The sequence below is a fragment of the Burkholderia sp. M6-3 genome, assembly GCF_050858985.1.
In the GTDB taxonomy this organism is placed as follows: Bacteria; Pseudomonadota; Gammaproteobacteria; order Burkholderiales; family Burkholderiaceae; genus Paraburkholderia; species Paraburkholderia caledonica.
The window spans coordinates 252,219-265,758 of record NZ_CP110091.1 but is presented as its reverse complement, the minus strand read 5'-3'; the positions used below and the strand labels follow the sequence as shown (position 1 = coordinate 265,758).

The 13,540-nt window shown below is 62.7% G+C and carries 13 protein-coding genes and 1 riboswitch; of the genes, 9 read left to right on the top strand and 4 right to left on the bottom strand.

All coding sequences use genetic code 11. The features are described from left to right. Positions 1 to 66: 66 nt before the first annotated feature. Positions 67 to 909 (bottom strand): HTD2 family dehydratase, encoded by an 843-nt coding sequence (locus tag OH764_RS18495; protein ID WP_498850253.1) that lies wholly within the window; start codon positions 907 to 909, stop codon positions 67 to 69. 245 nt (positions 910 to 1,154) lie between these two features. Here OH764_RS18495 and OH764_RS18490 point away from each other — a divergent pair, with 245 nt between their 5' ends. After that, complete coding sequence (locus OH764_RS18490; protein WP_498850252.1) at positions 1,155 to 1,982, top strand: 2OG-Fe(II) oxygenase; 828 nt, start codon at positions 1,155 to 1,157, stop codon at positions 1,980 to 1,982. A 149-nt stretch (positions 1,983 to 2,131) separates the two neighbouring features. On the opposite strand, the gene OH764_RS18485 is transcribed toward OH764_RS18490, so the two are convergent. Both OH764_RS18485 and OH764_RS18480 read right to left on the bottom strand, forming a co-directional pair. Further along, entirely contained in the window at positions 2,132 to 2,920 is a 789-nt protein-coding gene (locus OH764_RS18485) for a CbtA family protein (protein ID WP_498850251.1), read from the bottom strand. Between the two features lie 11 nt (positions 2,921 to 2,931). Beyond that, on the bottom strand, positions 2,932 to 3,153 hold the full coding sequence (locus OH764_RS18480) for a CbtB domain-containing protein (RefSeq protein WP_498850250.1): 222 nt from the start codon (positions 3,151 to 3,153) through the stop codon (positions 2,932 to 2,934). A gap of 51 nt (positions 3,154 to 3,204) precedes the next feature. Further along, positions 3,205 to 3,291, bottom strand: a riboswitch (adenosylcobalamin (AdoCbl) riboswitch). Positions 3,292 to 3,369: 78 nt separating this feature from the next. Here OH764_RS18480 and OH764_RS18475 point away from each other — a divergent pair. The 8 genes from OH764_RS18475 to OH764_RS18440 all read left to right on the top strand — a co-directional run bounded on the left by OH764_RS18475 (position 3,370) and on the right by OH764_RS18440 (position 12,857). Beyond that, entirely contained in the window at positions 3,370 to 3,960 is a 591-nt protein-coding gene (locus tag OH764_RS18475) for a histidine phosphatase family protein (RefSeq protein WP_498850249.1), read from the top strand. A 206-nt stretch (positions 3,961 to 4,166) separates the two neighbouring features. Further along, positions 4,167 to 5,684, top strand: a complete 1,518-nt coding sequence (locus tag OH764_RS18470; protein WP_498850248.1) for a P-loop NTPase family protein — start codon at positions 4,167 to 4,169, stop codon at positions 5,682 to 5,684. A 4-nt stretch (positions 5,685 to 5,688) separates the two neighbouring features. After that, positions 5,689 to 7,347 carry a hybrid sensor histidine kinase/response regulator gene (locus OH764_RS18465; RefSeq protein WP_498850247.1) on the top strand — a complete coding sequence of 553 codons (1,659 nt, stop codon included), beginning with the start codon at positions 5,689 to 5,691 and terminating at the stop codon, positions 7,345 to 7,347. A gap of 80 nt (positions 7,348 to 7,427) precedes the next feature. Continuing rightward, positions 7,428 to 7,973: a MarR family winged helix-turn-helix transcriptional regulator gene (locus tag OH764_RS18460; RefSeq protein WP_498850246.1), complete on the top strand. Its 546-nt coding sequence runs from the start codon at positions 7,428 to 7,430 to the stop codon at positions 7,971 to 7,973. Positions 7,974 to 7,979: 6 nt separating this feature from the next. Continuing rightward, a complete protein-coding gene (locus OH764_RS18455; RefSeq protein ID WP_498850245.1) occupies positions 7,980 to 10,082 on the top strand; it encodes an FUSC family protein in 2,103 nt (700 codons plus the stop codon). A 33-nt stretch (positions 10,083 to 10,115) separates the two neighbouring features. After that, positions 10,116 to 10,325, top strand: coding sequence for a DUF1656 domain-containing protein (locus OH764_RS18450; RefSeq protein ID WP_020068937.1), 210 nt, complete (start codon positions 10,116 to 10,118; stop codon positions 10,323 to 10,325). Positions 10,326 to 10,332: 7 nt separating this feature from the next. Continuing rightward, positions 10,333 to 11,289 carry an HlyD family secretion protein gene (locus OH764_RS18445; RefSeq protein WP_498850244.1) on the top strand — a complete coding sequence of 319 codons (957 nt, stop codon included), beginning with the start codon at positions 10,333 to 10,335 and terminating at the stop codon, positions 11,287 to 11,289. Then, complete coding sequence (locus tag OH764_RS18440) at positions 11,286 to 12,857, top strand: outer membrane factor lipoprotein domain-containing protein (protein ID WP_498850243.1); 1,572 nt, start codon at positions 11,286 to 11,288, stop codon at positions 12,855 to 12,857. The genes OH764_RS18445 and OH764_RS18440 overlap by 4 nt, the downstream gene beginning before the upstream one ends. 223 nt (positions 12,858 to 13,080) lie before the next feature. Here OH764_RS18440 and OH764_RS18435 read toward each other — a convergent pair whose 3' ends face one another. Beyond that, on the bottom strand, positions 13,081 to 13,539 hold the full coding sequence (locus tag OH764_RS18435; RefSeq protein WP_498850242.1) for a (2Fe-2S)-binding protein: 459 nt from the start codon (positions 13,537 to 13,539) through the stop codon (positions 13,081 to 13,083). Between the last annotated feature and the right edge of the window lies 1 nt (position 13,540).

Below are 13,540 nucleotides of genomic sequence, written 5' to 3'. Positions count from 1 at the left end.
ATTTTTCACCGCTTGAGCGTTATGTCTTTATCTGGACATAATCGTCGACCCCTCGCGTTCGCGGAATTACTCAATCGCTGCGGTCGCTCGCATCGTCAGATAACCATCGTGATCTTTTGCCCATAGGTCGATCGATTTCCCATCCGCCGAGGGCGCGCCGCACACCATGAAAGCCTGGCCCGAAAACGTCGGGCGAAGCGCCTTGAACGCAAAGCTCTGCAGCGTTGCGTCGGGTTGCTGGCGGCGAACGAGATCGACCAGCAGCGTGGCAATCAACGGCCCGTGGACCACGAGGCCAGGATAAGCCTCGACTTGCGTCGCATAGGGATGGTCGTAGTGAATGCGATGGCTGTTGAAGGTGAGCGCCGAATAGCGAAACAGCATGACGGGATCAGGCTCGATAATGCGGCTCCAACGCTCGCCTTGCGGCGCGAGTTGAGGTTGCTGAGGCCGCGCGCCTGCTAGCGGTGCGTCACGGTAGACGATGTCGTGCTCTTGGTCGAGCTTCAGTTCGCCGCCGACCTCGATCGAGTGCTGCACCGTGACGAACACGAGGCGCCCCGAGCGACCCGTCTTGTCTTCAATGTTCGCAATGGTCGACGTACGCGTGGCGCGCTCGCCCACTTTCAGCGGTGCATGAAACGTGATGCGCCCGCCGGCCCACATACGGCGCGGCAGCGGCACCGGCGGCAGAAAATCGCCGCGCTTAGGATGACCGTCCGAGCCAGTTTCGGACATTGGCGCGATCGGCAAGAAGTAAAGCCAGTGCCAAAGCGGCGGAACGGTGTCGCCGCTTTGCTCACGATCCAGCGTCGCGGCGAGAGCCGCGAGCGGAAACGCGGTAATGAGATCTTTGGCGACTCGCTCGGTGCCGAGCCAATCATCGAGTTTCTGGTGGGAATCCGACATGGACAAGCCTCCGATGGAGCGACCCATTGACAGCACCTACTATGAACGACGCGACGCGCTTCGCAAAGGTTATCGTTGGGTGGTGTGACTTTTCCACGCTCGCAACACATCGTTTTGCCGGACACATCGCCGGTTCATCGGCGCGCCTCCAACGTTGGGGAATTGCAGCGCAAGAGTCGGAGTGCGCGGCCGGAAAGACGCGCTTACACTCAATCATCGTTCGAAAATGGCTGAGGGAGACTCTGATGAATACGGTGGCGAAAGATGCCCGCGCGCAATCGCCGGAACAGGATCGAAAAACTGACTCGAAGCCGTTGCAGAGCCGCAATCATGCAAGTTCACTGACGGCGCGCATCGAGACGACTGATTGGTTTCACGTCGAAGAAGAACTGAACGGCTATGGCTGCGCGATGCTGCACGGGCTGCTTGACGCGCGCGAATGCGATGCCCTCACTGCGTTGTATCCACGAGAAGACTTGTACCGCAGTCGCGTAGTGATGGCGCGGCATGGCTTCGGCCGTGGCGAATACAAGTATTTCTCTTATCCGTTGCCGGCGCTGATCGCACAGTTGCGCCGCGAGTTGTATCAGCATCTCGTGCCGGTGGCGAATCGTTGGAACGAGGTGATGGGCATCGGCATCCGCTATCCGGCCGCACACTCGGAGTTTATCGAGCGCTGCCACGCTGCGGGCCAGACGCGCCCGACACCACTAATGCTGCAGTACATGACCGACGACTATAACTGTCTGCATCAGGATCTTTACGGCGAGCACGTGTTTCCGCTACAGGTTGCAATTCTGCTGTCGGGACCCGGCGAGGATTTCACCGGCGGTGAATTCGTGATGACCGAGCAGCGTCCGCGAATGCAGTCACGCGCGGAGGTCGTGCCGCTGCGCAAGGGAGATGCCGTGGTGTTTGCGGTTCATCATCGGCCGGTGCAAGGCACGCGTGGTACGTACCGCGTGAGTTTGCGGCACGGAGTGAGCCGTTTGAGATCGGGACAAAGGCATACGTTGGGAGTTATTTTTCATGATGCGATGGCGTCGTCGTCCGATGGCGTGGTCAACATGTAGTTGTTGAGCGTGCTCGCGACTGGCGGCGGTGACGGGGCCAAAAAATCACACCTACGGTTTCCCAACCCGTGTCATACCACCGCGCGCTCAACACCCACAGCCTTAACGACTCACGCAGCCAGCCGCTCAACGCAAGTCGCCAGAAGACCTCACGCCGACCGGGTCGCTGTCCGATTCCCGACACGCATGAACGAACTCCGCTCGACGATCGCGCCGAACAGTAGCCCGATCGTCGCCCACATGATCGCCTGCATGCCGAGTGCAGCCACACGGAATTTCCACAGCAGCGCCGCAGGAAAACCGGCCGGCGTTTCGTCGATCACGGGCATCGACATCTGCACCGCGGCAATGATGGCGATGAACACAAGTCCGGCCACGATCGAGCCGTTCCATGCGCCAAGTTTCATTGCCGCGCGGCGCCGGACCTTCAGCGAAAAAACCATCGCAGTCAGCGAGATGGCGATCATCAGAAAAAACAGGCCCGTGCGTGTTCCGATCGTCTCCGGGTCGCCGACCGCTGGCGGGTTCGCCGGATACTTGATGTTGGGAACGATCACCAGTGCGACGAAGGCGCCAAGCGCGAGCCAAGCCGACAACGCACGCGCGCTCATCGCCCCCACTCGCCCGTACGCATAGGCAAACACCAGAGAGAACAGTCCGCCGAATGCCGCGCCGTAGGCCACTACGCCGGTCAGCAATCCCAATCCGGCTTGTGTATCGCGACTGACTAATTCCTGCTCATGCGCTTGCTCGTGCGAGTCGGCGCCCGCACTGGCGTGCTCATGCTCATGCATTGCGCCGGCTCCGTCCCCGGCTTTCTCTTCGAAGGCAATCGCCTGATTAACCTGCGGCTCGCCCGCCACTCGCGCAAACGCGAACGTGAGCAGCCCCGCGGCGATGCCTGCAAGCATCCCGCGCAACAACAACTTACCGACCATGTTCTGCTCCGTTAGTGGCAGGGAAAGCCGAGCAGATGGCGACCGTCGTGCACGAACTCATGCACGTACATGCCAGGCACTAAAGACATGGCGCCCTGTTCCGCACCGACGAAATACAGCGCGAGCAACAGCAGCAATCCTCCGAACACGGCCCAGGGCAGCAGCTCACGCAACGGAATCGGCGTGGGCTGAATGGCGGGCTGGCCGGCGGTATCGAAAACAGCTTCAGTCATGATGGACATCTCCTGGGGTTGCGCGCCCCGTAGTCGATTGCAGAGGAATGATGCGAAGCTCAGGTCTGGCTTTCGGCTTGTGATGCCGATTACAGTGGCGCGACCGCGCCGGGCTTTCACCGGCTTCCGCGCTTCGCAGTGCGGCTATTCTACGCGCTAAACTTCCGCGCCAGCTATCGCACAGCGACACGAGCGCATATTGACGGGAACTCAAAAATGAACCTGCGACTGTTACTGGTCAGCCATGCGCCGACCGCGGCCATGCGCGCGGGCCGCTTTCCCGCCGACGATCCGCTCGACGCTCGTGGCCTCGGCGAGGCGCAAGCTGCGCGAGTGCGCCTGTCGTTCGCGGACAATGCAAGCGCATTCGTCAGCCCCGCCGCCTGCGCGCGCGAAACGGCCTTGGCGCTCGGCCTCGCTGCGAAGGTGGACGCCGCGCTCTCGGACGTCGACTACGGCCAGTGGCGCGGCCAATGCCTCAACGATCTCGCCGCGCAAGCGCCTGACGCGCTGGCAGCCTGGACACACGACCCCGACGCCACTCCTCACGGCGGCGAATCGTTCAGTCAGGTCGTGAAGCGGATCGGCGAATGGCTCGACGCAATAGACGTCGCGCCAGATAGCGCGTCGCAGGCTGTCCACGACGTGGTCGCCGTGACGCATGCGCCGCTGGTCCGCGCGGCGATCGTCCATGTGTTGGGCACATCGCCAGCGGTGTTTTCGCGCATTGAAATCCGACCGCTCGCGGTCGTCGAACTGCAGCGCTCGCAACGACGGGACTGGACATGGCGGCCGGCGTCGTCGTGACTCTGGGAACACCCAAGGCTCATTTATCCGAGACCGGCAGACGCCTCCCTTAGGCGCAGTACCCATGCGAACTGACAAGGCGCTGAGCACGTTTTTGTGCCGCCGCACACCGTCCAACTACTGTTTTTTCGCAATAGGCATGCAACTTGCATTCTGGCGATACCGGCTGACGGACCAGGCCAATTATTCGATGCTATAACCACGCTATGTCAAAAGACGCTGCCACTCACAAGCCTAACCGCCTTTGCTCAGGAATCGAGGGAATCGATAACATCCTGGGAGGCGGCCTCACCCCGCACCGCATGTACTTGGTGGAGGGCGCGCCGGGAACGGGTAAAACCACCCTGGCGTTGCAATTTTTACTTCAGGGCGCTGAGGAAGGGCAGGCAGGTCTGTACATTACGCTGTCCGAGACGCGTTCGGAACTCATCTCGGTAGCGGACAGCCATGGCTGGGATTTGAGCCAGTTCCACATCCTGGAACTGCTCTCCGACGAAGGTCTGGATCCGCAATTCGAGCAGACGGTGCTGCATCCGGCCGAGGTCGAACTCGGCGAAACGGTGCGAAACGTCATCCAGCAAGTCGACGAGATCAAGCCTGTGCGGATCGTGCTCGACAGTCTGTCCGAGTTGCGCCTGCTGTCGCAGAACGCACTGCGCTACCGGCGGCAAATCCTCGCGTTGAAACGCTATTTCGCCACGCGCGCATGCACGGTCTTGCTGCTCGACGACAATACGTCCGACCCGGGCGACGTGCAATTGCACAGCATCGCTCACGGCGTGATCGCGCTCGACAACGTCGTGCACGACTATGGTGGCAATCGCCGGCGCCTGCGCATTGCCAAGATGCGAGGCATCAAGTTCCGCGAGGGATACCACGACTTCACGCTCGACACCGGTGGCATCCATGTCTATCCGCGCCTCGTCGCGGCCGAACATCACACGCAATTCGATACACATGTGGTGAGCACGGGCACTGCAGGCCTCGACGCGCTGCTCGGCGGCGGACTGATACCCGGCACCAATGCACTGTTGATCGGCCCTTCCGGTGTCGGCAAAACCACCACCGTGATTTCATGCCTGATTGCGGCTCTCGAACGTGGCGAACGCTGTGTCTACTATGTCTTCGACGAAACGCTGGTCACCCTCGTCGCGCGTTGCGCCACGGTCGGCATGAATCTGCAGCCCTACGTCGACAATGGACTATTGACGCTGCGTCAGATCGATCCCGCCGAGATCTCGCCCGGCGAATTCGCGAGCGACGTTCGCACCTCCGTCGAGAAGAGAGGCGTGAAATATGTCGCGATCGACAGTCTCAATGCATACCTGCAAGCAATGCCCGGCGAGCGCTATCTGCTGTTGCAGATGCACGAATTGCTCGGGTATCTGAACCAGCAAGGCGTCATGACGATGCTCGTGCTGGGACAGCATGGGATTATCGGCGAGGTTCAGAACGATATCGATATCAGCTACCTGAGCGACGTCGTCATTCTGTTCCGCTATTTCGAACACCACGGTGAAGTGCTGACCGCCGTGACGGCGGTAAAGAGCCGCGCTAACGCCCATGAACGCTCGATCCGCCAGTTCCGGCTCACGAGCCACGGCGTCGAAGTGGGCGAAGCGCTGCGCGACTTCGAAGGCGTGCTTTCCGGTTTGCCGTCTTATCGCGGCACCACGGCGCTACTTGGCACGACGGAGCGTGTCATCGACACGTCGCGGCAGTAACGTCATGGAGCAACGGGTCCTGATTCTCGCGCCTTTTGGCCGCGACGCCGATGTCATTGCCGAGGTCCTGCACAAGGATCATCGTGTATGCGTGCCGTGCCGCGACGCGGACGCCCTCACCGAGGCGCTCGACGCCGGCGCGGGTAGCGCGCTCATCGCTGAAGAAGCGCTCGCCGGCGAGCATGCAACGCGTCTATTCCGTTGGCTGGAGCAGCAGCCGGCGTGGTCCGACTTTCCGTTCATTCTGCTTGCGGCCACGCGCGTGGGGCATCGCTCGGCGCGCGGGATCGAAGTGCTGGAGCGCCTGGGCAACGTGGTCGTGCTGGAACGTCCGCTGAACTCCGAGACACTGCGCCGCGCGGTAGCCTCGGCGCTGCGCGCCCGTGCGCGGCAGTATGAATCGCGCCGCCATCTGGCCGAGCGGATCGAAGCGCAGGAAGCGCTGGTGCAACTGAACGACTCGCTCGAAAGCCGCATCGCCGAACGTACGCACGAGCTCGCTTCAGCCAACAACCGGCTGATGATGGAGATTCACGAGCGCGCGAAAGTGCAGGCCGTGCTCGTGCAATCGCAGAAGATGGAAGCGCTCGGCCAACTCACCGGCGGCATCGCACACGACTTCAACAATCTGCTGAACGTCATCATGGTCAACTCGGAACTGATCTCCCGGGTGAGCAGTGACGAGCGCATTCGCGGTATGGCGGCGACGGTCAAACGCGCGACGGAACGCGGCGCGAAACTGACCGGCCAGTTGCTGACGTTCTCGCGCAATAGCAACCTCGACCTCAAGGCCGTCGACGTCGTCGCGTTGCTGCAAGGCATGCGCGACATCATCACCGTGTCGCTAGGATCGGGTATCAGCTACAGCAACGATTTCGAAAGCGACGAGATGTGGACCCAGGCCGACGCCAATCAGCTGGAACTGGCCGTGCTCAACCTCGCGATCAACGCGCGCGATGCAATGCCCGGCGGCGGCCAGCTCAGTGTCCGCGTGAAGCAGCGCACGGCGCCTGATCAGACGCTTGCCGAAGGCCGCTATGTCGTGATCGAAGTCACCGATACCGGCTCGGGCATACCGCCCGACATCGTGTCGCGCGTGTTCGATCCGTTCTTCACGACGAAGCCGATCGGCAAAGGGACGGGACTGGGCCTCAGCCAGGTGTACGGCATCGCGCGGCAAGCAGGCGGCACCGCGAGACTCTTCAGCGAGGAAGGCGCCGGTACGACGGTCGAGGTGTGGTTGCCGCTACGCGACCCCGTCGCGCCGCAGGCTGCGGAGGCGTCCAATATCGAAGCGAACGCCGTGGGCGAAAAGCGCGTGCTGGTGATCGAAGACGACAGCGAAGTACGCGCCATGCTCGTCGAGTCGCTGAAAATGCTCGGCTATCACGTGACGGAAGCCGCTGACGGACGAGCCGGACTCAACCGCCTGCGGGACGACAACCCGGACCTGCTGATGGTCGACTTCGCGATGCCCGGCATGAACGGCATCGACGTGATCGCCGAGGCGCGCAAGATGCGCAGCGATTTGCCGGTGATTCTCGCCACCGGTTATGCCGACATCGACATCTCGGGTCTTGCGGTAGAACGCTGCACGGTACTGCGTAAACCTTTTCAGCTCGACGATCTCGCGCGGACGATCCGGCTCGGACTGGTCGCGTGACGCTCGCGCGTCGCCATGCGCCGCTAAAAATTCCAATTCGATAGTTTGCTAACGATTGTTTTGGAAATACAATACCGGCCATGACGAATCTCGACGCCTTACGCCGCAAAGTAAGCAGCACACTCGTGATCGCTGCCAGAAAATGGCGGCGCACGAGTCATGGCGTGCTGTCCGCGTTCAACGTCTCCGAGGCCTGCGCCACGCCGTTGCTCACCGCGAGCCGGCTCGGCGAGGCGGTTCGTCAGGTCACGCTGGCCGATTACATCGGCATCGAAGGACCTTCGCTCGTGCGCCTGCTGGACCAACTGTGTGCCGCGGGGCTGATGCGTCGCGACGAAGATCCCGAAGACCGCCGCGCCAAAACGGTGGTGCTGACAAAAGCGGGCCGCGCGGTGACCGAGAAAATGGAAGAGGAACTGGTCACACTGCGCGCGCAGGCGCTCAAGGGCGTTTCACGCAGCGACCTCGAAGCCACCTTGCGCGTGCTTGCCGCGTTCACAGCCGATTCCGCGGAAGAGTCCGAAAGCGCCAGTGCCGCGAAGTCGACGCGGTCCGCGAGCCCGGTCAAAAAGACAAGCCGCCCCAGCCGCACAACTGCGCCACGCAACGTCAACAGATCGGCGTAACGCGTCATGATCTACCCCTCCGTTCGCGACTGGCTGTTCTCGGTCAAGACGTTTGCCGCCGCGATGATCGCGCTGTACATCGGTCTGGCGCTCCAGTTACCACGGCCCTACTGGGCAATGGCGACCGTCTATATCGTGTCGAATCCGTTCGTCGGCGCAACGCGTTCAAAGGCGATCTATCGCGCGCTCGGCACCGCACTCGGCGCGTCGGCGGCTGTACTGCTCGTGCCGCCCTTCGTCGAATCTCCGTATCTGTTCAGCGTGATTCTCGCGCTCTGGGTCGGCACGCTGCTCTATCTCGCCGTATCGGACCGCACTGCGCGCAGCTACGTGTTCCTGCTCGCGAGCTATACGATGCCGATCATCGCGCTGCCCGCGGTCACGAATCCGGCTGGCGTGTTCGATCTTGCCGTTAGCCGCACAGAAGAGATCACCCTCGGCATTGTTTGCGCGAGCATCGTGGGCAGCGTGGTGTTTCCGAGCCGGCTCGCGCCGACCATCATCGAACGGACCGACGCATGGTTTCGCGACGCCGCGTTCTACGCGACCGAAACGCTGTCGGGCCGCATCGCGGGCACGGCGATTTCCGCCGCGCGGCAGCGGCTCGCGACCACCATCAACGGCCTGGAATTGCTGTTGAGCCAACTGGCCTACGACCACACACGCCCCGACATTCTCACGCGCGCGCAGGAACTTCGCGGACGCATGCAATTGCTGCTGCCGATCATGTCGTCGCTCGCCGATCCGCTGCTCGCGCTGTACAACAGTGGCAGTCACAAGTGGCCGGACGGTCTCGAGGCGCTGCTCACCGACGTCATCAAGTGGTTCAACGCGCCTCTGCCGGCAGCCAGCGCGGGCAATCACCCGGACGCCGCCGCAGATGCGCTGCGTGAGCGCATTGCAGCGATGCAGCCGCCGCCCGCCGCGCTCGCGACGTGGGACGGCGCATTGCTGTCGAATGCGTTATGGCGCATGAGGCAAGTCATCGACGTATGGCAGGACTGCCGCTCGTTGCGCATCATCATCACGCGTGAAGAGGGATCATGGCGGCCTCGCTTCCGTCATTGGCGGCTCGGTGGCACCGAGCGCTTCTACGATCGCGGCATGATGTTGTTCTCCACCGGATCGGCGGCGGCGGCTGTCATTCTCGCGTGCAGTCTGTGGATCGGATCGGGCTGGGCAGACGGCGCCAGCGCCGTGACACTTGCCGCAGTAGCCTGCTGCTTTTTTGCCGCGCTCGACGAACCCGCGCCAATGGTCTTCCGCTTTTTCGTCGCTACGGCTATCGCCGTGGTGGCGGCAGGCGTCTATCTGTTCGCGGTGCTGCCGCACGTGCATGACTTTCCGATGCTGGTGGTCCTCTTCGCCGCGCCGTTCATTCTCGTGGGCACGCTGATTCCGCGTCCGCAGTTCAACCTGGCCACGGTGCTCGTCGCCGTGAACACCGCCACGTTCATCAGCATTCAGGACGCCTACGACGCCAACTTTCTGACCTTTCTGAACAGCAATCTCGCGGGCCTCGCGGGGCTGCTGTATGCGTATCTGTGGACGCGAGTCACGCGCCCGTTCGGCGCAGAACTTGCCGCAGCGCGACTGTTGCGTTCGAGTTGGACCGACGTCGCGTTGACCGCGTCCACGCGGACAATTGAAGACCCGCGCAATCACGCGGCCCGCATGCTCGACCGTTTGATGCAATTGATCCCGCGGCTTGCGGCAACTGACGACCATCGTCATCCTTCCATCGAAAGCTTTCGCGACCTGCGCATTGCGTTCAATGCACTTGATCTGCGACGTCTCACGCGCAAGCTCGGCGGCGAAGCGCCCGCCGCGATCGACCGCGCGCTCGACGGCGTGCGCGCCTATTATGAAAACTGCGTGAACCGTCGCTCGCGCGAACCGGTACCGGACAGCCTGATGTCGTCGATCGATTCGGCCGTTGCGCGCGTCATTGCACAAGGGCTCGCCAATGCCGGCGCGCCGGGCGCGAACTCGCAGGCTTCGGCACGTCATTTGCGCGAAGCGCTTCATGCGCTTGTCGGCTTGCGTCTTTCGCTATTTCCAGCCACGCTGCAAACACCCACGCCGCCCGCAACTGAGGCGAACGCGTAATGCCGCCGCTCAACACTCTGCTCCCTTCCCGCGATGATCGGTGAAATAGATATCTTCGGCGTGTTCGTGCCAGCCGTGCTCGTGCTGATGCTGGTCGCCTATCTGATCAACCTCGCCATTCGCACGGCGCTCGCGCGCGTCGGCTTTTACCGCTTCGTGTGGCATCGCTCCATTTTCGACCTCGGCATCTATGTGCTGGTGCTGGGCCTTGTCGTCGTCGTTTCGCACAGACTCGTTTCGTGAAATCAACGTGAAAAAAACCTGGTTCTCCGTCGGTCAGATCGTGCTGACCCTGATCGTCGTCGTGGCCGCGGCACTCGTGCTGTGGAAGCTGGTCGGCTACTACATGTTCGCGCCGTGGACCCGCGACGGACACGTGCGCGCCGACGTGATCCAGGTCGCGCCGGACGTGTCGGGGCTGATCTCATCGGTTGAAGTGGTGGACAACCAGCAGGTCAGGCAAGGCCAGGTGCTGTTCGTCATCGACCAGGCGCGTTACACGCTCGCGCTGCGTCAGGCGCAGGCCACCGCGCAGCAACGCCGCGCCACGCTCGATCAGGCGCGCCGTGAGGACGTACGCAATCGCAAACTCGGCAATCTGGTGGCCGCCGAAGTCGCGGAAGAAAGCCGCTCGCGCGTGGACCAGGCGGAAGCGGCGCTCGCGGACGCGAACGTCGCAATCGACACCGCAAAGCTGAACCTGCAACGCGCGACGATCATGAGCCCAGTGGACGGTTACCTGAACGACCGCGCGCCGCGTGCCGGCGAATTCGTTGCTGCCGGGCGGGCGGTGCTTTCGGTTGTCGATATGCATTCGTTTCGTGTCGACGGCTACTTCGAGGAAACCAAGTTGGGCGGCATCGACATCGGCCAGCCGGTCGACATTAACGTGATGGGCGAGCCGCATTTGCTGCGCGGACACGTGCAAAGCATCGTCGCGGGCATTGAAGATCGCGACCGCACGCAAGGCTCCAATCTGCTGCCGAACGTGAATCCCGCTTTCAGCTGGGTGCGGCTTGCGCAGCGCATTCCGGTGCGCGTCGCGCTCGATGAAGTGCCCGCAGATTTCCGCATGATCGCCGGGCGCACCGCTACGGTGTCGGTGCGCGACCTGGCGAATGCGCGCGCTTCGCATGTCAGGGGAGCTTCGAGCGCATCCGCTGCGCCGCCTGCGAGTGCCGCGGCCACTTCGGGCGCCTCGCAATGAAACTGCCGCGCACCGTGCCGTTTCTGCGTTCGCTCGGGCTGACGCGACCGCAACTGCAACTGCAACGCCGACTGTGGCTGTTGCCACTGCTGCCTTTGACGGCGGCGCTCAATGGCTGCATCAACGTCGGGCCCAACTACTCGCTGCCTAAAGACGCACTCGTCAACGCGCCGCTCGCGAATGCGCAGATCGAGGGCGCGGACGCTTCGCTCACTTCGCGCGGCAACGTACCGGCTGTGTGGTGGAAACTGTACGACGATCCCGTGCTGAACGGTCTCGTCGACGAAGCGCTTCAATCGAATACCGACTTGCGCGTGGCCGCCGCCAATCTCGCGCGCTCGCGCGAGGCGCTGGGCGTCGCGCAGGCGCAGGGCGGGTTTTCCGGCAAGGCCTCGGTTGCGATTGAACGCGCGCAGGAATCGGCCGAACAATACTTGCTGACTGAAAAACTGCCGGTCGTGAATGAAGGCAACATCGGCATCAACGTCGCGTATGAAATCGATCTGTTCGGCAAGCTTCGGCGCGGCGTGGAAGCGGCGCAAGCCGACACCGAGGCCGTGCAGGCCGCCGGCGATCTCGCAAGAATCACGGTGGTCGCCGACGTGGTGCGCGCCTACGTCGAGCAATGCTCGGCGGCCGAGGAACTGAAGATCGCGCAGCAGTCACTCGCATTGCAGCGACAACGCGTGGATGTATCGCGCCGTCTGCGCGATGCCGGCCGTGGCAATCAAACGGAAGTCACGCGCGGCCAGACGCAGGTCGATACGTTGTTCGCGGATATTCCGCGCTACACCGCGCGCCGCAAGATTGCGCAGTACCGGCTCGCGGCTTTGCTCGCGCGCGCGCCGTCGGACCTGCCGCCCGCCGTTCTCGCTTGCGAAAAGCTGCCGCAGATCCGTCAGCCGATTCCGGTGGGCGACGGCGCAGCGCTGCTCAAGCGTCGACCGGACGTGCGCGAGGCCGAGCGTCAGTTAGCCGCATCCACGGCGCGCATTGGCGTCGCTACCGGCGCGCTGTATCCGACTGTGAGCATCGGCGCATCGGCGGGTTTGACGGGCGTTCTGGAAGACCTCGGCACTTCGCCGACCGCGCGCTGGGGTTTCGGTCCGCTGATCAGCTGGACGTTCCCGGCGAACGGTGCGCGTGGCCGCGTACGCGAAGCGCAGGCGTCGAGTCAGGTCGCGCTCGCGCGCTTCGACGGCGTCGTGTTGACCGCATTGCGCGAAACCGAAACGAGCCTCGCCACCTATGCCTCCGACTACGCTCGCGCCGACGCATTGCGTGCCGCGCTGCAGTCGGCGACGCAATCCGCTGACGAAACGCATCGGCTCTATCGCGCGGGCCGCGAGTCGTTCATCTCGGATCTGGACGCTACCCGCACGCTAACGTCGACGAAATCTCAGGTGGCAGTCGCGGAAGGCCAGGTGGCCATCGACCAGGTCAATCTGTTCCTTGCTCTCGGCGGCGGTTGGGAGGAGACGCAGGCAGCGGCACCGCATGTGACGACATCACCGGGGGCGACGCCCGTCAGATCACAGCAGGCAACGCCGGTGACCCACGCCCCGTAATACCGGCGCGAAAGCTTACGATTTATTTTTGTAGACATTTCTTTTGCCTTTCAATTGCGGTTAAATACGTGCCACCAACCACAACACGTTACGAGGCCAATCTATGTCGTCGTTCATGAAAAGCGCAGCAGCACTGGGCGGGTGCATTGGTATCTTCACGGCCGTCGTGGCCGTGGTCGAGTTGCTGGCGGGCTAACTCCCATCGCCCATGGAGCGCCAGCTATTACACAGGCCGGCGCTTCGCCGCTTCGTGAATCGCGGCGCGCACGCGGGGATACGTGCCACAGCGACATACGATGTTGCTCATTGCCGCGTCGATGTCGGCGTCAGTCGGGCGCGGCTTCTGTTTTAGGAGCGCGCAGGCGGCCATCAGTTGCGCGCTTTGGCAATAGCCGCACTGCACCACATCGAGATCGATCCAGGCAGCCTTCAATGCTTGGGCCTCGGCGCCTTGCATCCCTTCAATGGTCGTTACCTTCTGCGTATCCAGGGTAGACATGGGCGTCTGACACGACAGGCACGGCTTGTCGTTCAGGTGCACGGTGCACGCCCCGCAAATGCCGACGCCGCAGCCGAACTTGGTGCCGGTCATGCCGAGTTCGCAACGCAGCACCCACAACAGCGGCATATCGGGCTCCGCTTCCACTGCCACCGCTCGGCCGTTGATGTTCAGCGATCGCATG

Bases quoted from the DNA above. Each gene is read 5' to 3' on its own strand.
- OH764_RS18495 (WP_498850253.1), bottom strand. From the start codon at position 909: ATGTCGGATTCCCACCAGAAACTCGATGATTGGCTCGGCACCGAGCGA.
- OH764_RS18490 (WP_498850252.1), top strand. From the start codon at position 1,155: ATGAATACGGTGGCGAAAGATGCCCGCGCGCAATCGCCGGAACAGGAT.
- OH764_RS18485 (WP_498850251.1), bottom strand. From the start codon at position 2,920: ATGGTCGGTAAGTTGTTGTTGCGCGGGATGCTTGCAGGCATCGCCGCG.
- OH764_RS18480 (WP_498850250.1), bottom strand. From the start codon at position 3,153: ATGACTGAAGCTGTTTTCGATACCGCCGGCCAGCCCGCCATTCAGCCC.
- OH764_RS18475 (WP_498850249.1), top strand. From the start codon at position 3,370: ATGAACCTGCGACTGTTACTGGTCAGCCATGCGCCGACCGCGGCCATG.
- OH764_RS18470 (WP_498850248.1), top strand. From the start codon at position 4,167: ATGTCAAAAGACGCTGCCACTCACAAGCCTAACCGCCTTTGCTCAGGA.
- OH764_RS18465 (WP_498850247.1), top strand. From the start codon at position 5,689: ATGGAGCAACGGGTCCTGATTCTCGCGCCTTTTGGCCGCGACGCCGAT.
- OH764_RS18460 (WP_498850246.1), top strand. From the start codon at position 7,428: ATGACGAATCTCGACGCCTTACGCCGCAAAGTAAGCAGCACACTCGTG.
- OH764_RS18455 (WP_498850245.1), top strand. From the start codon at position 7,980: ATGATCTACCCCTCCGTTCGCGACTGGCTGTTCTCGGTCAAGACGTTT.
- OH764_RS18450 (WP_020068937.1), top strand. From the start codon at position 10,116: ATGATCGGTGAAATAGATATCTTCGGCGTGTTCGTGCCAGCCGTGCTC.
- OH764_RS18440 (WP_498850243.1), top strand. From the start codon at position 11,286: ATGAAACTGCCGCGCACCGTGCCGTTTCTGCGTTCGCTCGGGCTGACG.
- OH764_RS18435 (WP_498850242.1), bottom strand. From the start codon at position 13,539: ATGCGATCGCTGAACATCAACGGCCGAGCGGTGGCAGTGGAAGCGGAG.